A 24,963-nucleotide genomic window follows, 5' to 3' on the forward strand; every position below is an offset into this window, starting at 1 on the left:
GTTATGGCTATCCACGTTTCCATTGCTGATCAGACCCTTCGCTTTATGGACGCCAGCGGCGCTGAGCACCGCTATTGCGTCTCTACTGCATTGAATGGCCCGGGTGAGAAGCAGGGTAGTGGCTGCACGCCTCGCGGTAGCCATCGTATTCGGGCAAAAATTGGTGCCGGCCTGCCTGTGGGGGCGGTACTGGTAGGGCGTCGTTTTACGGCGGAGATATGGTCTCCGCAGCTTGCCGAACAGTATCCCCAGCGTGACTGGATTCTGTCGCGAATCCTTTGGTTGTGTGGCAATGAGCCAGGCCGCAATCGGTCGGGTCGCGTGGATTCCATGCGCCGCTTCATCTATATTCACGGCACGCCGGATGACCAGCCTATGGGCGTGCCGCGCTCGCATGGCTGTATCCGAATGCGTAATGCGGATGTGATTGAATTGTTCGACCTTGTCACGGTCGGTTGTCCTGTCCTGATTGAATAATTTCCGGGGAAATTTCATGTCTGCCCAGCCCCTGCTGATGCTGGATGTTGCCGGCCAGTCGCTGACCCATGAGGATCGCGAACTGCTACGCCATCCGGGCACTGGTGCTTTAATTCTGTTTAGTCGTAACTACGCCAGCCCCGCCCAGCTTAGTGAGCTGGTAACGGAAATTCGCACCGAAAGTCCCGATATTCTGATCGCAGTGGATCAGGAGGGCGGTCGGGTGCAACGCTTTCGTGAGGGCTTTAGTCGTATCCCGCCCATGCGTTGTCTGGGTGCATTATATGATCGTGATGCGGACGCAGCGCTGGCAGCCTCTCGTGAGATGGGTTTGTTGATGGCGGCGGAGCTGATTCCGCACGGCATAGATATCAGTTTTGCCCCGGTGCTGGATCTGGATTTTGGTGCCAGTTCGGTGATCGGGGATCGCAGTTTTCATGCTCATGCCGATGCGGTAGTGGCTTTGGTAGCTGCTTTTATTGATGGCATGGCGGCCGCTGGCATGGCTGCCACAGGCAAACACTTTCCCGGGCATGGTTTTGTGCAGGGCGACTCCCATCTGGAGTTGCCTGTTGATCATCGCAGCCTGGATGAAATTCGGGCCCAGGATATGGTGCCATTTATCAAGCTGGCGGACAGTCTTGCCGGCATGATGCTGGCGCATATTGTTTATGATCAGGTGGATGCCGAGCCGGCTGGCTTTTCAAGATTCTGGTTGCAGAATATCTTGCGAGGTGAGCTGGGTTATCGTGGCCTGATTTTCTCTGATGATCTATCCATGGAGGGCGCCGCTGCCGCTGGCAGTTATGCGCAACGTGCCGCTGTGGCACTGGATGCCGGTTGCGATATGGTGCTGGTATGCAATAACCGCGCTGGAGCTATTGATGTGCTGCGCTATCTGGAGCAGCGACCTGCTTCTCAGGTGGTGCCTGCATCCTCTATGCGTGCGCAGCAACATCAAGTGTCAACGGCGGCTCTGCAAGCTGCCCGCAATACCGCCATGCGTTTGCTTGAGGAGGCGAAGTAATGCTGGAGACAGTACAGACATTCTTTCAGGAGTCCACCGACACAAAAGTCTGGCTGACGCAGGTTTTTGTAGTGGTGTTTATCACTGTGTCGATCAATTTTATTTTGATGCGGCTGATTGATATCGCCGAAAAGCTAGTGGGAAAGACCGAGTCATTATGGGATGACGCTCTGCTGGAGGCGGCACGTATCCCGGTGCGTTTGTTTGTCTGGACCATTGGCCTTACCTTTGCCGCGGCTATTCTCGATAACGTGACCGAAACCGCGTTGTTTGGATATTTACCTCAGGCCAGAAGTATTGCCTATATCGTTATCCTGAGCATGTTTTGCACCCGGTTCATCAGCTATGCGGAAGTAAATATCGTAAACCCGCAGCGTCTGGCGAAACCGATGGATCAGACCACGGCGCGGGCGCTGGCAAAACTGCTGCGTATGTCGGTGATGATTACTGCCGGGCTGATCATTCTCCAGGAGCTGGGCTATTCGGTGTCCGGGGTGCTGGCCTTCGGCGGTGTCGGCGGTATTGCCATTGGTTTTGCGGCTAAGGATATGCTGGCCAACTTTTTCGGCGGCATGATGATCTATCTGGATAAGCCTTTTAAGGTGGGTGACTGGGTGCGCTCGCCGGATCGCCAGATTGAAGGGACGGTAGAAGATATTGGCTGGCGTTTGACCCGCATTCGTACCTTCGATAAGCGGCCGCTATATATTCCTAACTCCATGTTCTCGACTATCGTCGTGGAGAACCCGTCGCGCATGACTAATAGACGAATCTATGAAAATCTGGGTATTCGTTATAGCGATGGCCATCTGATGAAGGTGATCTGTGACGACGTGCGCGACATGCTTAATGCGCATCCGGATATTGATCAGGAGCAAACTATCATTGTCCACTTTAACCGCTATGGTGACTCCTATCTCGAGTTTATGCTGTACGCATTTACCAAGACAAGTGAGTGGGTGCCGTTCCATGCGGTGAAGGAAGATGTGCTGCTGAAAGTTATGCAAATTGTTGAAGGTCATGGCGCTGAGTTTGCCTTCCCGACTCGGACATTGCATATCGCTGCTGATGGCCATCCTGATGAAGCAGCTATATTGCAGACCGTTACCGAGCAGAAAAACAGGGAGGAGAGACGCCCATGACCCCGGAGTTTCGTCAGCATCTACTTGAAGTACGAGCTAATGCTCGGCAGTTGTATAGCGCTGAACAGATTGATCAGGCAATTACTGGCATGGCTACGAAGATTAATCGCGACTATGCCGAGCAGGATCCGTTGATGTTGACCATCATGAATGGTGGTGTGGTACTGATGGGTAAGCTGCTGCCACAACTCGACTTCCCCTTGCAGATTGATTACCTGCACGCCACTCGCTATCGCGGTGAAACTTCAGGCACTGAGATCGAGTGGATTATTACGCCGGGGACTTCGCTGAAGGATCGTAACATTATTATTGTGGACGATATTCTGGATGTGGGCTCTACCTTGTTGGCTATTATCGATGCCTGCGAAAAGCAGGGTGCCAAGTCGGTGGCCACGGCGGTGCTGGTGGATAAGGTGCATGATCGCAAGGCGCAGCCGGGAATGAAGGCGACCTACACCGGTATTGAGGCGGAGGATGCCTACCTGTTTGGTTGCGGTATGGATTATCGCGAATACTGGCGTAACGCACCGGGTCTATTTGCGGTGGAGGGACTGTAATGCTGGCTTTTATCGGTGGCACCGGGTTGACCCGTATGGCTGGCCTGACGGTGATCGCCAAACATGGCATTACTACTGAGTGGGGAGATCCTTCGGCAGCTGTTGTGGAAGGTGAGCTAGCGGGCAAGCGTGTGCTTTTTCTGGCCCGTCATGGCGACCCCCATGTGCTATTACCACACCAGGTTAATTACCGCGCCAACATTGCTGCATTGAAGCAGGCTGGTGCCTCCGAGATCGTTGCCGTGAATGCGGTTGGTGGGATTACTGCTCAGGCACCTACTGCTGCCATCGTGGTGCCAGATCAAATTATTGATTATACCTGGGGCCGTGAGACGACTTTTTTTGACAGGCGCGTGGCGCCGGTTGTGCATGTGGATTTTTCCTGGCCTTTCAGCGTGTCCCTGAGGCAGCGCCTGGTAACTGCTTTGGCAAGTGTTCATGCCCACGCCATCAATGGTGGCTGCTATGGTGCCACTCAGGGGCCAAGGCTGGAAACCGCTGCAGAAATTAGCCGCATGGAGAGAGATGGCTGCGATATTGTGGGGATGACGGGTATGCCAGAGGCCGTGCTCGCCCGCGAGCTGGAGCTTCCCTATGCCATGCTGTCGCTGGTGGTTAACCCCGGTGCGGGGAAAAGCGATGTCGAAATTTCCATGGAAGAAATCGAAGCGGTGATTCATGCCGGCATGGGCAAGGTCTGCGAGGCGCTGACTGCCATGGTGTCCGCTGCTTGAACGATGTTGATGTGTTGGTTATCGGCGCCGGGGCCGCCGGTCTCATGTGTGCCTCTGTGGCCGCATATCGAGGCCGTCGGGTACGGGTGCTGGACCACGCCAACATGGCCGGTAAGAAGATTCTGATGTCTGGTGGTGGTCGTTGTAACTTCACAAACCTGAATACTGCTCCAGCAAATTTTATTTCAGTGAATCCCCACTTCTGTATTTCTGCGTTGAAGCGTTATACCCCCCAGCACTTTGTTGAGCTGGTGGAGCGCCATGGTATCGATTGGGTGGAGAAAGCGCCGGGACAACTATTTTGTGCCGATAGCAGTCGTGACATTCTGGATATGTTGTTGCGGGAATGTGAGTGGTCACAGGCGCAGGTATCGCTAAAGGTTTCCATCGAACAAGTGGAGGCGGTGCAGGGTGGATACCGAGTGCGCACCTCCGATGGTGTGATTCGTTGTGAGTCTTTGGTGATCGCTTCCGGTGGTCTGTCTATCCCGACGCTCGGTGCTAGTGGTTTTGGTTATGATATTGCCCGCCAGTTTGGCCTGCCGGTTTTGCCCACCCGCGCTGGGTTGGTGCCGTTTACCCTGCAACCCGCCCAGAAAGAAAAGTTAGCGCCACTGTCGGGGCTCAGTACGCAAGTGCGGGTGCATTGTCGTGATGCCGAATTTGCCGAACCGATGCTGATCACCCATCGCGGACTTTCCGGGCCGTCCATGTTGCAGATTTCCAGCTATTGGCAACCTGGTGATGAACTGGATATTGATCTTGTTGCCAGCGCTGAGGGCGGTAAGGGGTTCGATATTTCTGTACTGCAGCAATTGCGCGCAGCCTCACCCAATGCGCGTCCGGAAAGCTGGCTTTCCAGCATGTTGCCAAAACGATTGGCCCAGACCCTGTGTGAATGGTTCGATTGGCAGCAAAGCTGGCAGTATTTCGATAATGCTCGGTTAGAGTCCATGGCGGATCAGCTTCAACACTGGCGCATCAAGCCATCGGGCACGGAGGGCTATCGCACCGCCGAAGTGACTCTTGGCGGCGTTGATACCCAGGCGGTGTCATCCAAATCCTTTATGGCTAAAGACCAGCCCGGCCTGTTCTTTATCGGCGAAGTGCTTGATGTCACCGGTCATCTTGGCGGGCATAACTTCCAGTGGGCCTGGGCCAGTGCCCAAGCGGCCGGACAGTTCGCCTGACCTCAGGCTCCTCCTGCAGTCATTTCTATCGGATCTGCTGGGCTTTGAGGGCTTCGTTGAGTTGGTCGAGCTTATCTTGCTCAGGATGATTCCACGGGGTGATTCGTACCAGTAGGCCAAACAGGGGATGGTCGAGGTAGTGCAGCTCTTCACTGCGCATGCGCCGTTTCTGGTCAATTTTGACCCACACTCGCTGGCCTTCAGCGGTGTCGCTGCCAAACCAGAGAATGGGCTCGATGTGCAGGTACCGACTCAGATGAAAGCGCAGGGCCCCTTGCAACTCGTGGATTGCAACGGGCTCTTCGCTGCTTTCCAGGGTTTCAATCTGTGGCAGGGTGGTGAACTGGCCGCTGCTGTCCATGGCGGCGTAGTCGTCAGTGGTTGGTGCTAATTCGCCTTCTTGGGGCATTGCTTCGCTGGCAACGGGCTCCGGCAGGATGTCGCCGCCTTCTACCAGCACCGCAAAGGCATGGGCCCGTTCGCGCACTGGCTGGCGCCAGGCTTGATGTAGCAGGATTCGGTGGCCATCTTTAGCCATTCTTTCGGCGGCTTGCTGTAATGGCAGATCGCTGTCGATAATCTTCCAGGCACCGTAGGCAACGGCACTGATGTCTATATTGTCGGCGTGCTCCGGGATGCGCGGTTCGCTGCTGTCCAGTGCGATCAGGGCAGAGTGGTTCAGGTCCGGTTGCTGGTCGAGACGCCAATATTCGTCGCTTAGAGGGCTTTGCCGGGCAAAGGCGACTACTTCGATCTGGTACCACTTTTCTTGCATTACCTTGGGCAAGTCGGCGATAGCCCGGCGGATTTCCGGTGCACTCATTTCGGCATAGGGGTTGGCCATTGCCGGTGCGGTCAGGCTCAGTAGTAAAAGTGGCAGCATGATGTAGCGCATGGTTTCTCCTGAGCTCTTATACCAATATTGCGGTTAAAGCCGCTTCTGCATTATTTTCCGGCGAGGGTGTCGAGCAGCTTGTTTACCACTTCGATTTTTTCCTCGGCTGTATCAGTGTTGATGGCAAATTTCAGGGCGGTGGCGCCATCCAGTTTGTAACGGGTCGAGGCGGACTGTACCAGCTTTACCAGACTGAGGGGATTGACCACAGTCTGCTCGGAGAATTCCAATCGGCCCCACTGGCCGCCGGCATCGATCTTGCGGATGCCGATCTGTTCGGCCCGTTGACGCAGGGCGGTGACGGCGAACAGGTGCTTGACCTGCAGCGGCAAAAGACCAAAGCGGTCGATCATTTCGACCTGCAGTTCGCGCAGGGCCTCGGCGTTGCGGCAGCCGGCAACGCGCTTGTACAGGGTCAGGCGGGTAAACACATCTGGCAGGTAGTCCTCCGGAATCAGCGCCGGGATGCGTAGGTTTACTTCCGGGCCGCCGGAAAGAGGCTTTTCCACATCCGGCTGTTCGCCGCGCTTCAGCGCTTCCACTGCCTGCTCAAGCATTTCCATGTAAAGGGAGAAGCCAATCGATTCAATATGGCCGTGCTGCTCGTCGCCGAGTAGCTCGCCAGCGCCGCGTATTTCAAGGTCATGGCTGGCCAGTTGGAAGCCGGCGCCGAGATCTGTCGCGGTTTCGATTGCTTCAAGACGCTTTTGTGCGTCCTTGGTCATCACTTTCGGCGGTGGCGTCATTAAATACGCATAGGCTTGATGGTGTGAGCGCCCAACCCGGCCGCGCAACTGGTGTAGCTGGGCCAGACCAAACTTGTCGGCACGATCAATGATGATGGTGTTGGCGGAGGGAATATCGATGCCCGTTTCGATAATGGTGGTAGATACCAGCACATTAAAACGGCGGTGATAGAAATCAGACATCACCGACTCCAGTTCGCGTTCACGCATCTGCCCGTGGGCAATGCCAACCCGGGCATCCGGTACCAGTTCGCGGATTTCGTTAGCCGTGCGGGTCATGGTGTCGATATCGTTGTGCAGATAGTACACCTGCCCGCCACGCAGCAATTCACGCAGAATGGCTTCTTTAACCAATGGTGCGTCGTGCTGCTGAACGAAAGTCTTAACAGACAGGCGTCGCTGTGGCGGAGTGGCAATAATGGAAATCTCACGTAGCCCGGCGAGCGACATGTTCAGTGTACGAGGAATGGGTGTGGCGGTCAGGGTGAGCATGTCGCACTCGGCGCGCATTTGTTTCAGACGCTCTTTGTGACGCACACCGAAACGATGTTCTTCGTCGACAATAATCAGGCCAAGGTCCTTGAATTCGATGCCTTCCTGTAGCAGCTGATGGGTGCCCACCAGAATATCTACCTTGCCTTCTTTAAGACGTTTCAGCGCATCGGTTTTTTCTTTACCGCTACGGAATCGGTTGAGCACTTCCACACTGACTGGCCAATCGGCAAATCGGTCGCTGAAGGTTTCAAAGTGCTGTTGGGCCAGCAAGGTAGTGGGAACCAGTACGGCTACTTGAGTGCCATTTTGCACTGCGGCAAAAGCGGCACGCATGGCCACTTCGGTTTTGCCGAAGCCAACGTCCCCACATACCAGCCGATCCATCGGCTTGGCAGTGCGCATATCCTGCAGCACCGCTTCAATGGTTTGCTGCTGGTCCGGGGTTTCTTCGAACGGGAAGCCTGCAGAAAAGCGACGATATTCTTCTTCGTCAAGTTTGAACGAGCGGCCTTTCTTGGCTTCCCGTCGCGCCCAGGTGTTGAGTAGTTCGGCGGCCACGTCATGAATTTTTTCTGCCGCTCTTTGTCGCGCCTTGCTCCATTGGTCGGAGCCGAGTCGGGTCAGCGGCGCATGTTCCGGATCACCGGCGCCGTAGCGGCTGATCAAATGGAGACTGGCCACAGGTACATAGATTTTGTCGCCGCCGGCATACTCAAGCAACAACAACTCATGCTGCTGGCCGTCGATCTGCATATAGGTCAGGCCATGATAGCGACCGACGCCATGGTCTATGTGTACTACCGGCGTGCCGGGAGTCAGCTCGCCCAGTGAGCGGAAGGCATTTTCCGGGGCGCTGGAATCCGAGGTTTTACGGCGTCGGCGTTGCAGAATTCGCTCGCCGTATAGTTGTGACTCAGCCAATACCAATATGTTGTCTTTGCTTGACCAGAAGCCGCGGTCCAGTTCACCAACGGTCAGTTGCCAGGATACGTTTTGCTGAACAGCATTGTGCAAAAAGTCCTGCCAGCCGTCGGCCATTTGAGGCTGCAGCCCGGCTTTTTGCATAAGCGGCAGTAGTGCTTCACGTCGCCCGGCGGTTTCTGCGCAGACCAGTACCCGCAATTGCGGATGTTCTTCAGTAAAGCTTTTGATCTGTGCAAATGGGTTCTGGTCGCTGTGTGCATTGACGGCAAAATCCGGCGGAGCATCAAAAGCAAAGGCAATGCCGTCATCGTCACAGATGCGTGCCCTTGGCCGTGACTTCAGGCCGCCGTTCAGTTCGTCAGGGCGTAGAAAAATCTCTACCGGGCTAAGAATCGGCCGGCGGATATCGTGACGCCGGCTTTCGTAGCGGCTGCCGGTTTCTTCCCAGAAATGATTGGCAGCTTCTTCGCAGCCGGCCATCTGCACGATGCGGGCATTATCGGGCAGGTAGTCAAACAGGCTGGCCAGCTGATCGAAGAACAGCGGTAGGTAGTATTCCAGACCACCGCTGGCCATGCCTTCGGAGACGTCCTGGTACAAGGTGCATTGACGATGGTCGACATCAAAGCGTTCCCTAAAGGCACTGCGGAAATGGCTGATGCCGTCAGTGCCGAGGGGGAATTCTGCCGCCGGCAACAAGGTAATGTTTTTTACGGTTTCACTTGAGCGCTGGGTGTCCGGGTCGAACAGTCTCAGGGACTCTACTTCGTCATCGAATAGTTCGATGCGAAAAGGCTGTTCTGCGCCCATGGGGAAGATGTCCATGATGGCGCCGCGCACTGCAAATTCGCCATGCTCGAAGACGTTGTCACGCTGGCGATAGCCGGCCGCGACGAGGCGCAGCCGGGTGTCTTCCATATTAAAGCGCTCGCCAACCTTGAGAACAAAGCTATTGCCGTCGATATGGCTGCGCGGTGCCAGGCGTTGCATCAGGGTGCTGACCGGGGTGACCAGTATGCCGCTCTGTGCAGTGGGCAGGCGGTGCAGCACTTCTATGCGGTCGCTGATGATGTCCTGGTGGGGGGAGAACAAATCCCAAGGCAGGGTTTCCCAGTCGGGGAACAGTCGTAGCGGCAGGGCTGGGTCGTTGTCGAGATAGAAGGCGAGGCTGTCATGCAGTTGCTGGGCACGGCCGGAGTCCGGCGTGACCAGCAGGATCAGGCCGGGGGTCTCGCGAGCCAGGGTGGCGAGGGTGACGGCCAGGGAGCCGTCGTCCAGTCCGCGCCAATGGCGGTAGTTTTCCGCTCCGCTGGGGAACAGTTTTTCGTCAGGAAGCAGGATCAAAACGGCGGCCCCTATAAATCAGGGCGCCGATTCTACCGCAATAACCTGGTTGAACCACCTTCACCCCCGTGCCCGGGCGCAACCGCCGCCAGCTGGTAAATCTCTGGTTGGGCAGTGAACCTCACCGGTTCTGTCACCTGTTCGGGGTTTGCGGGACACGCCGTGAACCCATCCCTAGGGGCTTGAGTAACAGGCGCCAGAACCTCGCATCCTGCTTTTTCAAGCTTTTCGGCTTCATCCCTGGCCCTCGTTGGCTCGGTGCCTCCCTTAGGCGTGAACGCCACCATAATCCGGAGGGTGACTCAGCGTAGCGGGCACCCCGGAGGATTATGGCGGCGGTTGCGCCCTGGCACGGTGGTGGCGGTGGGGGGTTAAGGTACAATCCGGCTTTCTGTTTTCTAGCGAGGTGCGGTTAATGCGCCAGGTTGTTCGTGAATTGCTCGATATCCTCCAGCTTGAACCGCTGGAGCAGAATCTGTTTCGTGGTCAGACCCGGGCCACCGGGCAGCGCAGTATCTTTGGTGGCTTGGTGGCGGGTCAGGCACTGATGGCCGCATCCCGTACTGTACCGGCGGACCGCCCGGTGCACTCCCTGCATGCCTATTTCCTGCGCCCGGGTGACTTCAGTCTACCTATTATCTATGAGGTCGACCGCATTCGTGACGGCGCCAGCTTTACCACCCGCAGGGTCAATGCCATCCAGCATGGCAAAGCGATTTTCTCCCTGGCAGCCAGCTTCGCGGTGGAAGAGGAGGGGGTTGAGCACCAGAGCGCCATGCCGGATGTGCCGATGCCGGCGGATCTGGAAAATGATGAGCGCATTCGAGGTCAGGTGGCGGCCAATATTCCAGAGCCCTTTCGCAGCGCCTTTTTGCAGGAGCGGCCGGTGGAGTTTCGCCCTGTAAAGCCGCGCAACCCCTTCGATATCACCCCGCAGAGCCCGGAGCGCATGTCCTGGTTCAGGATTCCGGAGGTTCTAGATGTCGATCAGGCCACCCACCGGGTGTTGCTGACCTTTTGTTCGGATTTTAGCCTGATGGGGACTGCCATGCTGCCCCATGGCATGCACTTCTTTCAGCCACAGCTGCAGGCGGCGAGTATTGATCACGCCATGTGGTTCCACAAGCCAATTCGTGCCGATCAGTGGCTGCTCTACTGCACCGACAGCCCGCGGGCTTCCGGTGCCCGGGGTATCAATCGCGGCCTGATCTATGCAGAGGACGGCACTCTGGTTGCCTCGGTGGCTCAGGAAGGGCTGATGCGCTTGCGGCCGGGGGAAATGCAAGCCTGACCATGGGGTATTACGGGTGGCACAGGGCGGTGCTTGCAGCTAGAATGCGCGCCCCGAACCCCCCACCTTGAGAGGCTGCCCGTGAACAAGCTGGAAGATCACTTCGGACGCTGGAAAAACCGTGAGGAAATCGCTGAGACGATGATTCCGATGATCGGTCGTCTGCACCGCGAGAAGAACCTCACCATCACGGTTTACAGCCGCTCGCTGCAGAACCAGTCCGTTATCCAGATTCTCAAGGCGCACCGTTTCGTCAAGCAGATTGAAGACGCCGAGCTGTCTGTGGTCGAGACTTTCCCGGTGCTGCAGGAAGTGATGAAGCTGGACCTGCATTCCCTGCGCATCGATATCGGCAAGATTGCCGTGGCCTTCAAGAAAGATGACCGCGGCCAGAGTATCGAAGAGTTTGTCCGTCAGGAACTAAATGGTGCAGTAGAGGCGGGTAGTGCGCCGGCTGAGCCCACTGATGTGGTGCTTTATGGTTTTGGCCGTATCGGCCGCATTCTGGCGCGCCTGTTGGTAGAAAAAGTTGGCGCCGGCCACGGTCTTCGTCTGAAGGCTATTGTGGTACGTGAATCAGGCAAAGGGGATCTGGCCAAGCGTGCCAGCCTGCTGCGCCGTGATTCGGTGCATGGTCCGTTTGCCGGTACCATTGCGGTGGATGAAGAAGACAGTGCGATCATTGCCAACGGCAATTTCATCAAGGTGATCTACTCGAACGATCCGACCACCGTGGATTACACCCAGTACGGCATCAAAAACGCCATTCTGGTGGACAACACGGGCAAGTGGCGTGACAGCGAAGGCCTGTCCCAGCACCTTAAGTGTGCGGGTATCAGCCGTGTGATCCTGACCGCCCCAGGTAAGGGCGATATCAAGAACATCGTTCACGGCGTGAATAACGACATTATCACCGCTGACGACCAGATTATCTCCGCAGCCAGCTGCACCACTAATGCCATCGTGCCGCCGCTGAAAGCACTGAGCGACAAGTTCGGCATTGTTCACGGTCATGTGGAAACGGTGCACTCCTACACCAATGACCAGAACCTGCTGGATAACTTCCACAAGGGCAACCGTCGCGGCCGCGCCGCACCGCTGAACATGGTGATCACCGAAACCGGTGCTGCCACCGCTGCAGCCAAGGCGTTGCCGTCACTGGCAGGAAAGCTGACTGGCAACTCTATTCGTGTGCCAACGCCGAATGTGTCGCTGGCGATTCTTAATCTGACGCTGGAGAAGGAAACCGACCTGGAAGAGCTGAATAGCTATCTGCGTTGGGTGTCCCTGCATTCTCCGTTGCAGCGCCAGATTGACTACGTGAAGTCGCCGGATGCGGTTTCTACCGACTTTGTTGGTGCTCGTCACGCTTCCGTGATTGATGCCGAGGCTACTATTGTCAACGGTAATCACTGCGTGCTCTATGTCTGGTACGACAACGAGTTCGGCTATAGCTGTCAGGTGGTACGTATCCTGCAGCAGATATCGGGTGTGGAATACCCCTCCTTTCCGAAGGAGTGATGTACCGGCAGCGGCGTGTTTAGCTGGCAACCCTGAGGGGCTGTCCCTATAATGTCGCCCGCTGCAACCCGGCCAAATGGGTGTTAATGCAGCCGTTCTTCCGGAAAAGTGCCCTGAAAAGGGCCTTTTTCAGCACTGCTTCACCGGTTCGGGCGCAGGCCCGGACGTAATCCGGAACCATTAAATTGGGCAAGAAGCTATGATCAAAATCAGGCGGGGACTTGAACTTCCCATCAGCGGATCACCGCGTCAGACCATCACTGACGGAGCCGCTATCCGCACCGTGGCCATTCTCGGCCCCGATTATCCCGGTATGAAACCCACCATGGCAGTTCAGGAAGGCGACCAGGTCGAAAAGGGCCAGCTGCTGTTCACTGACAAAAAGTGTGAAGGCGTGAATTACACCGCCCCGGCTGCCGGTACCATCAAGGCTATTCATCGTGGCGCCAAGCGCGTCCTGTTGTCAGTGGAAATCGAGGTTGCAGAGACTGAGAAGTCAGTCAACTTCGGCGCCCACGACCGCGCTGCACTGGCAGGGCTGTCCCGTGAAGCGGTGCAGCAGCAGTTAATTGAGTCCGGCCAGTGGACAGCAATCCGCACCCGCCCATTCGGCAAGGTGCCGGCGCCTGGTTCGGTGCCAAATTCCATCTTTGTCACTGCCATGGACACTAACCCGCTGGCTGCTGACCCTGATGTGATTATCGCAGAGCAACTTGATGCGTTTCGCGATGGCCTGACTGTGCTGTCAAAACTGACTGCCGGCCCCGTTTGGGTATGTCGCGCTGCGGCTTCCAAACTGCCGTCGTTTGCAGCTGGCCAGATTCGTGAGGAATCTTTTGCTGGCCCGCATCCGGCCGGCAACCCGGGTACCCATATCCACTACCTCGATCCGGTCGGCGCCAGCAAATCTGTCTGGACGGTGAGCTATCAGGAAGTGATCGCCATCGGCAAGTTGTTCACCTCCGGCGAGCTGTTTACTGACCGAGTGGTATCTCTGGCCGGCCCGCAAGTGCGTGAGCCCCGTCTGGTACGTACTCGAGTAGGCGCATCCACTGTTGAAATGACTGCTGGCCAGCTGAATGGTGGTGACAACCGCGTTATTGCCGGCTCCGTGTTTAATGGTCATAACGCCCGCGGCGCGATGGCGTTTTTGTCACGGCTGTCGCAGCAGGTCACCGTATTGCTGGAAGGCCGTCATCGCCAGATGTTCGGCTACCTGTCTCCGGGTATCAATCGTCACTCGGTGCTGGGTATTTATCTGTCAAAACTGATGCCGGGCAAAAAGATCGCCATGACGACTACCACCAATGGTAGTGAGCGGGCCATGGTGCCGGTGGGCACCTATGAAGCAGTGATGCCGCTGGATATTCTGCCTACTCAGTTGCTGCGCGCATTGATTGTCGGCGATACAGACTCGGCTCAGAAGCTTGGTGCGCTGGAGTTGGTGGAAGAAGATCTGGCGCTGTGCACCTATGCGTGCGTCGGCAAGTATGAATACGGTCCGATCCTGCGGGATAACCTGACCCGGATCGAGCTGGAGGGCTGATATGAGTCTGCGACAGTATCTCGACAACAAGGTGGCGCCGCATTTTCACGAAGGCGGCAAGCTGGAAAAATATTACGTTTTCTACGAGATGTTCGACACCATGTTGTACAGCCCGTCTTCGGTAACGAATACGGCTGCCCATGTGCGTGACGGCATCGACTTGAAGCGGGTGATGATGACGGTATGGTTTGCAGCCATGCCAGCGTTGCTGTTTGGTCTGTTCAACACCGGTTATCAGGCCAATATGCAAATCACAGAGTTTGGCTACCAGCCCATCGAAGGCTGGCGTACCGCCATCGTCGCGGCTCTGACGGGCTTTGATCACGGCAACGTGTTCGCTAACCTGCTGCACGGTGCTGTGTATTACATTCCGATTATGATCGTGGTGTATGTCGGCGGCTTTATCTGGGAAGGCCTGTTCGCCTGGAAGCGCGGTCACGAAGTTAACGAAGGTTTTTTTGTTACCGGTATTTTGTTCACTTTGATTCTGCCGCCGGCGATCCCGCTTTGGCAGGTATTCCTTGGCATTTCTTTCGGGGTTGTCATCGGTAAGGAAGTGTTCGGTGGTACGGGCAAGAACTTCCTTAACCCGGCGCTGGTTGGCCGTGCGTTCCTTTACTTCGCGTACCCGGCACAGATGTCCGGCGATGCGGTATGGACTGCGGTGGATAACTTCTCCGGAGCCACCGCGCTGTCATTGGCTGCCGCAGGGCAGATCGATTACAGCGTAGGGCTGACTGAAATTGCGTACACCAGCGGCAACGTGGATTTGAGCTGGATGAGTACTGCGTTGGGCGGCATTCAAGGTTCAATTGGGGAAACTTCGACGCTGGCCATCGCCATCGGCGCCGCAATTCTGTTGCTTACCCGGATCGCCAGCTGGCGCATCATGCTCAGCGTGATTGTTGGCACAGTGCTGATGTCGTCGATCTTCAATGCCATTGGCAGTGAAGGGAATCCCATGTTTGCCATGCCCTGGTATTGGCACCTGACCATCGGTGGTCTGGCATTTGGTCTGGTGTATATGGCAACGGATCCGGTGTCGGCATCCATGACCAATACCGGCAAATGGGTCTTCGGTATCATCATCGGTGTCATGACTGTGATGATCCGGGTAGTCAATCCGGCTTTCCCGGAAGGCATCATGCTGGCGATTCTGTTCGCTAACCTGTGCTCACCATTGATCGATCACTTTGTCATGCAGGCGAATATCAAACGCCGCATGCGTCGTAGCGGAGGAGTCGCCTGATGTCCGCGAAAAATGATTCGGTTCTGAAAACTTTCACCGTCGCACTGTTGGTATGTCTGGTGTGCGCAGTGGTAGTTGCCACGGCGGCTGTGATGCTGCGCCCGGTGCAGGAGATTAACAAGCTGCTGGACAAGCAGGTCAATATCCTGATGGCGGCGGGCTTGTACAGCGAAGGCATGGATGTAGCCCAGGCGTTTGAAAGCATCGATCGTCGCTTTGTGGACCTGGAGTCTGGTGAGTACGTCGATATGCCGGAGAGCTATGACCAACGCCGTGCTGCGAAAGATCCAGAGGCCAGTGTGCGTCTGGACGGCAAGGTGGATATCGCCAGTATCCGCAATCAGGCCAAGGTGGCAGAGGTCTATCTGGCCAAGGATGAAGACGGCGAGCTGAGCAAAATTATTCTGCCGATTCATGGATACGGTCTATGGTCGACCCTGTATGGCTTTCTGGCACTACAGCCGGATGCCAACACTATCGCTGGCCTGGGCTTCTATGAGCACGCCGAAACCCCGGGGCTTGGCGGAGAGGTCGATAATCCGAAGTGGAAAGGTCTCTGGCCGGGTAAGACACTGTTCAATGAGGAAGGTGAGCTGGCCATCGCTGTTGTCAAAGGCACCGTTGATAGTGGTGCCCCTGATGCGCAGCACAAGGTGGATGGGCTGGCTGGAGCGACGCTGACCACCAATGGCGTGAATAATCTGGTGCGTTTCTGGATGGGTGAGAACGGTTTTGGTCCATATCTGGATTCACTCAATGCACAGGCAGCCGCTGAGCAGATGCCAGTTGAAGAGCCCGTCGAAGACGAGGAGGTGAGTAATGGCTGAGCAAGGTAAAACCAAAGAACTGCTGTTTGGGCCGATCTTCGACAACAATCCGATTGCCCTGCAGATCATCGGTATTTGTTCAGCGCTGGCCGTAACCAGCAACCTGAACACTACTGTGACCATGTGTATCGCGCTGACCTTGGTGACCGCGTTCTCTAACTTCTTTGTATCAACGATTCGCAACCAGATTCCATCGAGCATCCGGATCATCGTGCAGATGACCATTATTGCCTCGCTGGTTATTGTGGTGGATCAGTTCCTGCGCGCTTACGCCTATAGCATTTCCAAGCAGCTTTCGGTGTTTGTGGGTCTGATCATTACCAACTGTATCGTGATGGGTCGCGCCGAAGCCTTCGCTATGAAGAGCCCGCCAATTCCTTCATTTATCGATGGTGTAGGTAACGGTCTGGGTTATAGCTTCATCTTGCTGGTGCTTGGTTTTGCCCGTGAGCTGATTGGTGCTGGCAGCCTGTTCGGCGTACCGATTCTGACCAAGGTCACCGACGGTGGCTGGTACATTCCCAATGGCATGATGTTGTTGCCGCCGTCCGCATTTTTCCTGATCGGCTTCATCATCTGGGGTATTCGTGCGGCGAAGAAGGGTCAGGTAGAGAAAGATACCTTCGCCATGGCTCCGAACACCCGCACCAGTGAAGCCTTTTAAGGGGAGCGCACAACAATGTTTGAACATTATCTGAGCCTGTTTGTGCGAGCTGTGTTTGTCGAGAACATGGCGCTGGCATTCTTTCTGGGCATGTGTACGTTTATTGCGATCTCTAAGAAGATCGAAACGGCCATTGGTCTGGGTATTGCTGTGGTGGTGGTGCAAACCATTACTGTGCCGGCAAATAACCTGATCGTTCACTATTTGTTGAACGAAGGCGCGCTATCCTGGACCGGCATTGAGGCTCTGGCCAAGCTGGACCTGCGTTTTCTTGGTCTGCTCAGCTTTATCGGTGTGATTGCGGCCATCGTCCAGATTATGGAGATGGTGCTGGATAAATATGTGCCGGCTCTCTACAACGCGCTAGGCATCTTTCTGCCGCTGATCACCGTGAATTGCGCCATTATGGGCGGCTCACTGTTCATGGTTGAGCGTGACTACAACTTTGGTGAGTCGGTGGTATACGGTCTCGGTTCTGGTGTGGGCTGGGCGCTAGCCATTACCCTGCTGGCCGGCATCCGGGAAAAGCTCAAGTACAGCGATGTACCGGATGGCCTGAAGGGTCTCGGTATTACCTTTATCACTGTCGGCTTGATGTCGCTGGGATTTATGTCTTTTTCTGGCGTCCAGCTGTAAGCGGAGGGAGCACAGACCATGAATTTTGAAATTGCGTTCAGTGTGCTGATGTTTACCGCCATTGTTCTGGCGCTGGTGGCGATTATTCTTGCCGCTCGCTCCCGTCTGGTGAGCACCGGCGATGTGCATATCGAAGTGAACGAGGATGCCTCTAAAGCCTTGACTGCATCCGCCGGCGACAAACTGCTGCAAACCCTGGCAGGGCAGGGCATCTTCCTGTCCTCGGCTTGCGGTGGCGGCGGTTCCTGCGCCCAGTGCAAGTGCCGCGTACTGGAAGGCGGTGGCGATATCCTGCCAACTGAGGAAGGGCACTTTACCAAGCGTGAAATCCGCGACGGCTGGCGCTTGTCTTGTCAGGTTGCAGTAAAGCAGGACATGAAGATCGAAGTGCCTGAGGAAATCTTTGGCGTGAAGAAGTGGGAGTGCGAGGTTATCTCTAACGATAACGTGGCTACTTTCATCAAAGAGCTGGTGCTGAAGCTACCAGAGGGCGAGGTGGTTGATTTCCGTGCCGGCGGTTATGTACAGCTGGAAGCGCCGCCGTACGAAATCGACTTCAAGAATTTCGATATCACTGAGGAATACCGTGCAGACTGGGATCGCTTCAAGTTTTTCGATCTGAAAACCAAGAACCCGGAAACCGTGATTCGCGCCTACTCTATGGCCAACTATCCGGAAGAGCGTGGTCTGCTGAAGTTCAATATCCGTATTGCCACTCCGCCTCCGGGCCGCACCGATATCCAGCCAGGCCTGATGAGCTCCTATGTGTTCAATCTGAAGCCGGGCGACAAGGTCACCGTATTTGGTCCCTTTGGTGAGTTCTTTGCCAAGAAAACCGAGGCAGAGATGGTATTTGTCGGTGGTGGTGCCGGTATGGCGCCGATGCGCTCGCATATCTTCGACCAGCTCAAGCGACTTGGATCGAAGCGAAAGATCAGCTTCTGGTACGGTGCGCGCTCGCTGCGAGAAACCTTCTATGCGGATGAGTACGATCAGCTGGCTAAGGATAATCCGAACTTTGAGTGGCATCTGGCGCTGTCCGACCCTCAGCCGGAAGATAACTGGGACGGGCTGACCGGGTTTATTCACAACGTGCTGTTTGAGCAATACCTGAAGAACCATCCCGCACCGGAAGACTGCGAGTTTTATATGTGCGGTCCGCCGATGATGAACGCGGCGGTGATCAAGATGCTGGTAGATCTTGGTGTCGAGCCTGAAAATATCCTGTTGGATGACTTTGGTGGCTAACGCTCTTCGTATCAGAGCAGAGCGTTTTGCTCACCACTTACAGGGCCTTCGGGCCCTGTTTGCGCTTTGCCTGATGGCGTTGTTGCTGAGTGCTTGCCGGCAGCCCCAACAGATTCATCTGCTAAGCGGCTCCACCATGGGTACCACCTGGTCGGTGAAGGTAGTTGATCTGCCTGAAAATACCACCGTGCCGCAGCTGCGCGCAGACATTGAGCTGCTTCTTGAATCGATTAATCGGCAGATGAGCACTTATCAGCCGGAGTCTGATATTTCACGGTTCAATCGGGCTGCAGCCGGGACATGGCAGGTGCTGCCGGTGGACTTCTGGCGAGTTGCCAGCTATTCATTGAAGCTGGCTCAGGAGACCGGTGGAGCCTTTGACCCCACGGTGGGGCCTCTGGTTAATCTGTGGGGCTTTGGCCCGGATCCAAAGCGTGACCACCCCCCAGAGGCGGATAAGCTGGCCGCAGTGCAGGCCCGTGTTGGCTGGGCTAAGGTTGCCATGCGCGCCGAAGATCAGGCTCTGTATCAGCCGGGCGGCGTGTATTTTGATCTTTCCGCGGTAGCCAAGGGCTATGCGGTGGATAAGGTGGCAGACCTGCTGCTGGGAATGGGCATAGACAACATGCTGGTTGAAATAGGTGGGGAATTGCGAGGCCATGGCCGCAAACCAGGCGGCGAGCTTTGGCAGGTGGGTGTTGAGAAGCCGTTGCCAGGAGTGCGTGAAGTGGCCCACGTAGTAGCCTTGAGGGATTTGGCTATTGCCACTTCAGGGGACTATCGTAATTACTTCGAGGAAGGTGAGCGGCACTACTCCCATATTCTTGATCCGCGTACCGGATATCCTGCGGAGCACAGGGTAGTATCGGTGTCGGTGTTGCATGAACGTTGCGCTGATGCGGACGCACTGGCCACGGCCCTCACGGTAATGGGGGCAGAAGAGGGAATGATTTGGGCTGAAGACAGGAAACTGGCGGTTCTGTTTATGGTCAAAGCAGATCAGGGTGTAGAGCAAAAAATGACAACGGCATTTCGCCGCTTGGCAATGCAGGAGACGACCCAATGATTGAAACCATTCTTGCCAGCATCGTGGTAATGGGCGGCTTGATTGCTGCTATGGCAGTGGGCGTTATTTTTTCCAATAAGCCGATCAAGGGCTCCTGTGGCGGGCTCAATGCGCTGGGTATGAAGGAAGGTTGCGAAATCTGTGGAGGAGAGCCGAGCAAGTGCGACGAGCAGGTCAAGGCCTCCTCAGGCAAGCCAGCCCCCATGGCCTACGACGCCAACAAACAACGTTAGTTCTGACCACTGGCTGCATCTGGCGGCTCAGGGAGCAGCGTGTCACTGCATAAAAAGAAAACAGGGTTAATCCTCTCCGGTGGTGGCGCAAGGGCCGCCTATCAGGTCGGTGTGCTTATGGCTATCGCCGATATGGTACCGCGCGGCACGCGCAATCCTTTTCCGATTATCTGCGGTACTTCCGCTGGCGCTTTGAATGCGGCAGCTCTCTCTGCCAACGCGCATAATTACCGCATGGCAGTAAAGGGGCTGGAACGGGTCTGGTCGAACATCACTGCCGAGCAGGTTTATCGTACTGACCTTTATGCTTTTGTTCGCTCCCTTTTCCGCTGGGCACTGAGTGGCGTGCTGTCTGGTAGTACTCCGGTCAATAGCGCCTTGCTGGACAGCACGCCGCTGCATAAGTTGATTGATTTGGTGATCAATTTTCAGCGCATTGAGCAAAGTCTGGAGCGTGGTGATCTGGATGCTCTATCGATTAGTGCCACCAGCTACGGAAGTGGCGAATCAATTGCTTTTTTTCAGGGACGCGAAGGAATTGAGGGGTGGCAGCGCGCCCGCCGTATTGGTCGGCCCACGCGTATCGCAGCGCATCATCTGTTGGCTTCCGCGGCAATTCCGATTCTGTTTCCTGCGATTGCTCTGGAAGGGCGATATTTTGGTGATGGGGCAGTGCGTCAATTTGCCCCAGTCAGCCCGGCCCTGCACTTGGGCGCTGAGCGGGTCATGGTTATCGGTGTATCTGGTAACACCAGTGCCAGTCATCAGCGTGAAGTCACGGGCTACCCTTCACTGGCTCAGGTGCTTGGTCACATTCTGAATAGTGTGTTTGTCGATACTTTGGAAGGGGATGTGGAGCGGCTTGAGCGCATTAACAAGACCTTGTCTGCTATTCCGCTGAAGGAGCGAGAGAAGCAGGGCGTTAGTCTGCGTGAAGTGGAAGTATTGAAGATCTATCCCTCTCAGCCAATTGATGAGATCGCTGCGGGACATATTCAGGAATTGCCACGTACGCTGCGATTCTTCTTGCGTGGTTCCGGGGCTACTCGTTCGCCGGGAGCGGCGGCGGTGAGCTATCTGCTATTCGAGCCTGGGTTTACTCGCAGCTTGATGTCGCTCGGGTTTCGTGACGCCAAAGAACGTGAAGAGGAAATCCGGGCCTTTCTTGGCATCCTTTAAAGCGGCAATTACAGCCGTGCTACCCGGCTGCGCAGGTGGCTCAGGAAGCCGGTGGGGAAATCGGTGATGATCGAAGTTACCCCCAGTGAGATGAGTCGTTCTGCTTCCTTAAGATCGTTCACCGTCCATACAGAAATGCCCAGATCATGTCGACGTACGTGATCCATCAAACTGGCGCTGACCAGTCCATGATGGCAGATCAGCCAGTGGCACTGCAGGTCAATGCAGCTTTGGATCGGCTTGTTGCGACGGAACTGGCATACATAGCCACGGTGAATTTCCGGAGCCGCGTGGCGCATCATGGAGAGAAAGCGAGAGCTGCTCGACGTCACCACAACACGTTGCTCCAGAGCCTGTTCACGAATCATACGCGCCAGTCTGTCGGCGGTGCGCTTTAGCGGTGCTTTGCCGTCTGCTTTAACTTCAAACTGAAATCGCATGTGATCTGGGCAGCTGTTCACCACCTGTTGCAGCGATGGCACCAGGCAAGGCGTGGGCCACCCCGGGATGGCTTGACGGGCATCATGGGCCATGGCGCTGGCCAAAGGCAGTTTGTGGGCGTTGCCGGCGTGGCCTGTAGTCCGTTTCAGGTCTGCGTCATGCAACACAAAAAGTTCATCGTCTCTGGATAAGCGCACATCCAGCTCGATTTCAGTGACGCCGGCAATCACCGCCCGCTCAAAGCTGGGAAGGGTGTTTTCCGGTGCCTCACCACGAGCGCCGCGATGGCCGACTATGGCTGGCAGCATACTGATTCTCCCTTGGTCTGTGGCGCGAGTATGCCGCCGCCTTGTGCTACCGTCTATCGCTGACCGAGGTCAATGTCGGCTGGTTGTGGTTAATGCATAGTGCCATCCAGTCAGGGAGCCACCCGGCTAGGGAGTCACTATGGCAGAGATCGTTTTTCAGGCCCACGGACTGACCAAGGTCTATGGCGATGGCGACCTCGCCGTGCATGCATTGCGCGGCGTTGATATGCAGTTATATGCGGGCGAGATGGTTGTGTTGCTAGGGGCTTCCGGCTCCGGCAAGTCTACCTTGCTGAATATTCTCGGTGGGCTGGACAATGCCACCAGTGGCACGGTGCGGTATGGCGATATTGAGCTTGGTCAGGCGTCCGAGCGCCAGCTGACCCGTTACCGCCGACACCATGTCGGTTTTGTTTTTCAGTTTTATAACCTGATTGCCAGCCTCACAGCGTTGGAAAACGTTGCTGTGGCCACGGAAATTTCTGCGGACCCCATGAGCCCGGAGGATGCTCTGGGGCTGGTTGATCTGGGTGGCCGAGGGCATCACTTCCCTGCTGAGCTGTCCGGTGGGGAGCAGCAGAGGGTGGCCATCGCCCGAGCCATTGCCAAGCGTCCTGCTGTGCTGCTGTGTGACGAGCCCACCGGTGCACTGGACTCGAAAACTGGCGTGCGCGTGCTGCAAGCGCTGGCCAAGGTTAATCAGGAGATGGGCACGGCCACAGTAATCATTACCCACAACGCCGGCATTGCCGCCATGGCGGATCGGGTCATCACTCTTAGTGATGGTCGCATCAGTGAGGAACATCGCAATTCAACTCGTGCTGATCCAGCAGGACTAAGCTGGTGAACTGGCTTTCGGTGCTGGATCGCAAGCTGCTGCGCGAGCTATTTCATTTACGTGGCCAGGTATTGGCCATTGCACTCGTGGTGGCCGGTGGCATCGCTGTGTGTGTGATGTCGCTGGTTAACTACGCATCGTTGTCTGAAACCAGAAGTCACTACTATCGTCAGCATGGCTTTGCGGATGTCTTTGTTGACCTGACTCGAGCGCCGCGCCATATGCTGGCTCAGGTGCAGCGGCTGGATGGTGTGGCGCGGACAGAAGCACGGGTGCAGTCGTCGTTGCGATTGCAACTGGAGGGGGTTACTGATCCGGTTAGCGGCCGGGTGCTGTCATTGCCAGATCAAGGGGAGCCGTCCTTGCATCGTCTTTTCCTGCGGGCTGGACGCATGCCGGACTCGCGCCGCAGTGACGAAGTGGTTGTGATAGGTAGCTTTGCCGAGGCGCATAACTTGAAGCCCGGCGACTCCCTGAGCGCGATTATCAATGGTCGCTGGCAGGCGTTGCGTATTGTTGGTGTGGCCGAGTCGCCCGAGTTTATATATGTGATTCCACCGGGCAGCATGCTGCCGGATTATCGCCGCTATGCGGTTCTGTGGATGAGTGAGCGAGCGCTGGCGGCGGCCATGGATATGCAAGGTGCGTTTAATAATGTGCTGGTATCTTTGCAGCCAGACGTGCCAGAGGAGATGGTGATTGATCAGCTTGATGAGCTGTTTCGTGGCTCCGGCAGTACGGGTGCCTACGGCCGCGATGATCATTCATCTGACCGATTTCTTAGTGAGGAGTTGGCGCAGCTGCGTACCATGGCGCTGCTGTTTCCTGCCATCTTTATGGGCGTGGCAGTGTTTCTTATCAATGTGGTAGTGGGCCGCCTGGTGTCCACTCAGCGTGATGTGATTGCCGTACTCAAGGCATTTGGTTACAGCAATCTTCAGGTCAGTGTGCATTTTGGCAAGTTGGTATCCCTGATCATGTTGCTGGGAATTCTGCTTGGCATGATTGGTGGACTGGCACTGGCCCACGCATTGACCGAAATGTATATGCAGTATTTTCGTTTTCCGACTTTGTTGTTTTCGGTGCCCATGGCGCAAACCCTGCTGGTTGCAGTGATCGGTTTGCTGGCTGGCGTTGCCGGTGCCTACGGTGCATTACAGCGCGCTTTCCGGTTGTCTCCGGCGGCGGCCATGGGGCCAGAGCCGCCGCCAATTTATCGCCGTGCACGACTTGAAAGAATGTTCTTGCTGATCCGTTTCAGCCAGCCTGGCCGTATGATTTTGCGCAATATCGAGAGGCGGCCGTTACGCTCTTTAATGTCCGTGCTTGGCGTAGCCATGGCTACAGCCATTATTGTGCTGGGTACCTTCCAGTTTTCCGCTATTAATTTGATTGTTCACAGCCAGTTCGCCCTTGTGCAGCAGGAGGATATGACAGTCACTCTTGTTAACCCGCGTACTGTGAATGCGGCTTATGAGCTGGCCGGTATCAATGGTGTCCGTGCTGTTGAAAGTAGTTTGGCAGTGGCCGTACGTTTGCGATCCGGTCACCGCAGTTGGCGGGTTGGTTTGATCGGACTACAGCCGGATGCGCAACTTAGTCTGCGGGTGGATACTGCGCTTGAGCGCATTGCGCTACCGGAGAAGGGCTTGTTGTTAACGGAGTTTTTGCTGGAAGAGTTGCAGGTGGGTGTGGGTGATTCATTGACGGTGGAGTGGCTCGATGGCAGTGGCGAGCAGAGCGAAGTGACTGTTGCAGGAGGCTCAAGGGAGTTTGTTGGTGTTGGTGCCTGGATGTCGCTACCTGAGCTGCAGCGTTTGCGTGGTAGAGGTGCAGAAATTAATCAGCTGCAATTGACAATAGATCCACAAATGCGCAGTGCCGTGTTGCAGGCACTCCAGGAGCGTCCGCAAATTGCCGGTGTCAGCGAGCGCCAGGCCATGCTGACCGCATTTAATGAAACCATTGGCCGCAGTTTTTTGACCTATACATTTTTTATTGCCTTGCTGGGAGGCGTGATTGCCTTCGGAGTGATCTATAACACCGTGCGTATTTCCCTGGCGGAGCGAGGTCGAGAGCTGGCAAGTCTTCGTGTGCTGGGCTATCGACCATCGGAGGTGGATCATATTCTGCTGGGTGAGCTGGCGCTGCTGTTACTGCCTGGCATCCCGCTTGGCTGGTTAATCGGCCAGCAGTTGGCTTGGTTGCTGGTCCATTTGATGGAAAGTGAACTGTATCGGATTCCATTGATTTTCACTGCTCAAACACTGGGGCTTGCTGCCACAGTGGTGATACTGTCCGCCATATTGTCTGGCGTGGTGGCGGTAAGACGAGTGGCGAAACTGGACCTTATTGAAGTTCTGAAAACCCGCGAGTAAAGGAGAC

Annotated in this window: 22 protein-coding genes; 19 read left to right on the forward strand and 3 right to left on the reverse strand. The window is 55.9% G+C overall.

Going from position 1 to position 24,963, the window contains the following annotated elements; genetic code table 11:
• Positions 1-3 precede the first annotated feature (3 nt).
• Genes J1C54_RS05500 through J1C54_RS05525 form a run of 6 tightly spaced genes read left to right on the forward strand, consistent with a single transcriptional unit; the run spans position 4 to position 5,127 of the window.
• Entirely contained in the window at positions 4-477 is a 474-nt protein-coding gene (locus tag J1C54_RS05500) for a L,D-transpeptidase (protein ID WP_229145666.1), read from the forward strand.
• 16 nt (positions 478-493) lie between these two features.
• Positions 494-1,504 carry a beta-N-acetylhexosaminidase gene (gene nagZ, locus J1C54_RS05505; protein ID WP_229145668.1) on the forward strand — a complete coding sequence of 337 codons (1,011 nt, stop codon included), beginning with the start codon at positions 494-496 and terminating at the stop codon, positions 1,502-1,504.
• Positions 1,504-2,646, forward strand: coding sequence for a mechanosensitive ion channel family protein (locus J1C54_RS05510; protein WP_229145670.1), 1,143 nt, complete (start codon positions 1,504-1,506; stop codon positions 2,644-2,646). Before nagZ ends, J1C54_RS05510 begins: the two co-directional genes overlap by 1 nt.
• Positions 2,643-3,203 carry a hypoxanthine-guanine phosphoribosyltransferase gene (locus J1C54_RS05515; RefSeq protein ID WP_229145672.1) on the forward strand — a complete coding sequence of 187 codons (561 nt, stop codon included), beginning with the start codon at positions 2,643-2,645 and terminating at the stop codon, positions 3,201-3,203. The genes J1C54_RS05510 and J1C54_RS05515 overlap by 4 nt, the downstream gene beginning before the upstream one ends.
• Complete coding sequence (locus J1C54_RS05520; RefSeq protein ID WP_229145674.1) at positions 3,203-3,937, forward strand: S-methyl-5'-thioinosine phosphorylase; 735 nt, start codon at positions 3,203-3,205, stop codon at positions 3,935-3,937. Before J1C54_RS05515 ends, J1C54_RS05520 begins: the two co-directional genes overlap by 1 nt.
• On the forward strand, positions 3,934-5,127 hold the full coding sequence (locus tag J1C54_RS05525; protein WP_255612541.1) for an NAD(P)/FAD-dependent oxidoreductase: 1,194 nt from the start codon (positions 3,934-3,936) through the stop codon (positions 5,125-5,127). The genes J1C54_RS05520 and J1C54_RS05525 overlap by 4 nt, the downstream gene beginning before the upstream one ends.
• Positions 5,128-5,152: 25 nt before the next feature.
• On the opposite strand, the gene J1C54_RS05530 is transcribed toward J1C54_RS05525, so the two are convergent.
• Together J1C54_RS05530 and mfd are read right to left on the reverse strand one after the other, a co-directional pair.
• The gene (locus J1C54_RS05530) at positions 5,153-6,022 is read right to left on the reverse strand and encodes a CsiV family protein (RefSeq protein WP_229145677.1); all 870 of its coding nucleotides are present in this window, start codon (positions 6,020-6,022) and stop codon (positions 5,153-5,155) included.
• A gap of 50 nt (positions 6,023-6,072) precedes the next feature.
• The gene (gene mfd / locus J1C54_RS05535; protein ID WP_229145681.1) at positions 6,073-9,531 is read right to left on the reverse strand and encodes a transcription-repair coupling factor; all 3,459 of its coding nucleotides are present in this window, start codon (positions 9,529-9,531) and stop codon (positions 6,073-6,075) included.
• A gap of 415 nt (positions 9,532-9,946) precedes the next feature.
• On the opposite strand from mfd, the gene J1C54_RS05540 reads away from it, so the two are divergent.
• From J1C54_RS05540 to J1C54_RS05590, 11 genes are all read left to right on the forward strand, one after another.
• A complete protein-coding gene (locus J1C54_RS05540; protein WP_229145682.1) occupies positions 9,947-10,822 on the forward strand; it encodes an acyl-CoA thioesterase II in 876 nt (291 codons plus the stop codon).
• A gap of 81 nt (positions 10,823-10,903) precedes the next feature.
• Positions 10,904-12,343, forward strand: coding sequence for a glyceraldehyde-3-phosphate dehydrogenase (locus J1C54_RS05545; protein WP_370635613.1), 1,440 nt, complete (start codon positions 10,904-10,906; stop codon positions 12,341-12,343).
• 199 nt (positions 12,344-12,542) lie between these two features.
• Positions 12,543-13,889: a Na(+)-translocating NADH-quinone reductase subunit A gene (locus J1C54_RS05550; protein WP_229145683.1), complete on the forward strand. Its 1,347-nt coding sequence runs from the start codon at positions 12,543-12,545 to the stop codon at positions 13,887-13,889.
• Position 13,890: 1 nt separating this feature from the next.
• A complete protein-coding gene (locus J1C54_RS05555; protein WP_229145684.1) occupies positions 13,891-15,138 on the forward strand; it encodes an NADH:ubiquinone reductase (Na(+)-transporting) subunit B in 1,248 nt (415 codons plus the stop codon).
• Positions 15,138-15,965 (forward strand): Na(+)-translocating NADH-quinone reductase subunit C, encoded by an 828-nt coding sequence (locus J1C54_RS05560; protein ID WP_229145697.1) that lies wholly within the window; start codon positions 15,138-15,140, stop codon positions 15,963-15,965. Before J1C54_RS05555 ends, J1C54_RS05560 begins: the two co-directional genes overlap by 1 nt.
• Positions 15,958-16,629 (forward strand): NADH:ubiquinone reductase (Na(+)-transporting) subunit D, encoded by a 672-nt coding sequence (locus J1C54_RS05565; RefSeq protein WP_229145702.1) that lies wholly within the window; start codon positions 15,958-15,960, stop codon positions 16,627-16,629. Before J1C54_RS05560 ends, J1C54_RS05565 begins: the two co-directional genes overlap by 8 nt.
• A gap of 15 nt (positions 16,630-16,644) precedes the next feature.
• Positions 16,645-17,265 carry an NADH:ubiquinone reductase (Na(+)-transporting) subunit E gene (gene nqrE, locus J1C54_RS05570; RefSeq protein WP_229145708.1) on the forward strand — a complete coding sequence of 207 codons (621 nt, stop codon included), beginning with the start codon at positions 16,645-16,647 and terminating at the stop codon, positions 17,263-17,265.
• Between the two features lie 18 nt (positions 17,266-17,283).
• Positions 17,284-18,513, forward strand: coding sequence for an NADH:ubiquinone reductase (Na(+)-transporting) subunit F (gene nqrF / locus J1C54_RS05575; RefSeq protein WP_229145712.1), 1,230 nt, complete (start codon positions 17,284-17,286; stop codon positions 18,511-18,513).
• Positions 18,506-19,579 (forward strand): FAD:protein FMN transferase, encoded by a 1,074-nt coding sequence (locus J1C54_RS05580; protein ID WP_229145714.1) that lies wholly within the window; start codon positions 18,506-18,508, stop codon positions 19,577-19,579. The genes nqrF and J1C54_RS05580 overlap by 8 nt, the downstream gene beginning before the upstream one ends.
• Positions 19,576-19,812 (forward strand): (Na+)-NQR maturation NqrM, encoded by a 237-nt coding sequence (gene nqrM / locus J1C54_RS05585; RefSeq protein ID WP_229145722.1) that lies wholly within the window; start codon positions 19,576-19,578, stop codon positions 19,810-19,812. The genes J1C54_RS05580 and nqrM overlap by 4 nt, the downstream gene beginning before the upstream one ends.
• 39 nt (positions 19,813-19,851) lie before the next feature.
• On the forward strand, positions 19,852-20,991 hold the full coding sequence (locus J1C54_RS05590; RefSeq protein ID WP_370635614.1) for a patatin-like phospholipase family protein: 1,140 nt from the start codon (positions 19,852-19,854) through the stop codon (positions 20,989-20,991).
• A gap of 8 nt (positions 20,992-20,999) precedes the next feature.
• Here the strand turns inward: J1C54_RS05590 and J1C54_RS05595 are convergent, their stop codons facing one another.
• Positions 21,000-21,740, reverse strand: a complete 741-nt coding sequence (locus J1C54_RS05595; protein ID WP_229145724.1) for a glycerophosphodiester phosphodiesterase — start codon at positions 21,738-21,740, stop codon at positions 21,000-21,002.
• A gap of 139 nt (positions 21,741-21,879) precedes the next feature.
• On the opposite strand from J1C54_RS05595, the gene J1C54_RS05600 reads away from it, so the two are divergent.
• Positions 21,880-22,587, forward strand: a complete 708-nt coding sequence (locus J1C54_RS05600) for an ABC transporter ATP-binding protein (RefSeq protein ID WP_229145728.1) — start codon at positions 21,880-21,882, stop codon at positions 22,585-22,587.
• Positions 22,584-24,956 carry an ABC transporter permease gene (locus J1C54_RS16705; RefSeq protein WP_229145729.1) on the forward strand — a complete coding sequence of 791 codons (2,373 nt, stop codon included), beginning with the start codon at positions 22,584-22,586 and terminating at the stop codon, positions 24,954-24,956. The genes J1C54_RS05600 and J1C54_RS16705 overlap by 4 nt, the downstream gene beginning before the upstream one ends.
• The last annotated feature ends 7 nt before the right edge of the window (positions 24,957-24,963 follow it).

It is taken from the genome of Alcanivorax sp. 1008 (assembly GCF_020667895.1).
In the GTDB taxonomy this organism is placed as follows: Bacteria; Pseudomonadota; Gammaproteobacteria; order Pseudomonadales; family Alcanivoracaceae; genus PGZG01.

Excerpts from the sequence above, each read along its gene's own strand:
- J1C54_RS05500 (WP_229145666.1), top strand. The coding sequence starts at position 4 with ATGGCTATCCACGTTTCCATTGCTGATCAGACCCTTCGCTTTATGGAC.
- nagZ (WP_229145668.1), top strand. The coding sequence starts at position 494 with ATGTCTGCCCAGCCCCTGCTGATGCTGGATGTTGCCGGCCAGTCGCTG.
- J1C54_RS05510 (WP_229145670.1), top strand. The coding sequence starts at position 1,504 with ATGCTGGAGACAGTACAGACATTCTTTCAGGAGTCCACCGACACAAAA.
- J1C54_RS05515 (WP_229145672.1), top strand. The coding sequence starts at position 2,643 with ATGACCCCGGAGTTTCGTCAGCATCTACTTGAAGTACGAGCTAATGCT.
- J1C54_RS05520 (WP_229145674.1), top strand. The coding sequence starts at position 3,203 with ATGCTGGCTTTTATCGGTGGCACCGGGTTGACCCGTATGGCTGGCCTG.
- J1C54_RS05530 (WP_229145677.1), bottom strand. The coding sequence starts at position 6,022 with ATGCGCTACATCATGCTGCCACTTTTACTACTGAGCCTGACCGCACCG.
- J1C54_RS05540 (WP_229145682.1), top strand. The coding sequence starts at position 9,947 with ATGCGCCAGGTTGTTCGTGAATTGCTCGATATCCTCCAGCTTGAACCG.
- J1C54_RS05550 (WP_229145683.1), top strand. The coding sequence starts at position 12,543 with ATGATCAAAATCAGGCGGGGACTTGAACTTCCCATCAGCGGATCACCG.
- J1C54_RS05555 (WP_229145684.1), top strand. The coding sequence starts at position 13,891 with ATGAGTCTGCGACAGTATCTCGACAACAAGGTGGCGCCGCATTTTCAC.
- J1C54_RS05560 (WP_229145697.1), top strand. The coding sequence starts at position 15,138 with ATGTCCGCGAAAAATGATTCGGTTCTGAAAACTTTCACCGTCGCACTG.
- J1C54_RS05565 (WP_229145702.1), top strand. The coding sequence starts at position 15,958 with ATGGCTGAGCAAGGTAAAACCAAAGAACTGCTGTTTGGGCCGATCTTC.
- nqrE (WP_229145708.1), top strand. The coding sequence starts at position 16,645 with ATGTTTGAACATTATCTGAGCCTGTTTGTGCGAGCTGTGTTTGTCGAG.
- nqrF (WP_229145712.1), top strand. The coding sequence starts at position 17,284 with ATGAATTTTGAAATTGCGTTCAGTGTGCTGATGTTTACCGCCATTGTT.
- nqrM (WP_229145722.1), top strand. The coding sequence starts at position 19,576 with ATGATTGAAACCATTCTTGCCAGCATCGTGGTAATGGGCGGCTTGATT.
- J1C54_RS05595 (WP_229145724.1), bottom strand. The coding sequence starts at position 21,740 with ATGCTGCCAGCCATAGTCGGCCATCGCGGCGCTCGTGGTGAGGCACCG.
- J1C54_RS05600 (WP_229145728.1), top strand. The coding sequence starts at position 21,880 with ATGGCAGAGATCGTTTTTCAGGCCCACGGACTGACCAAGGTCTATGGC.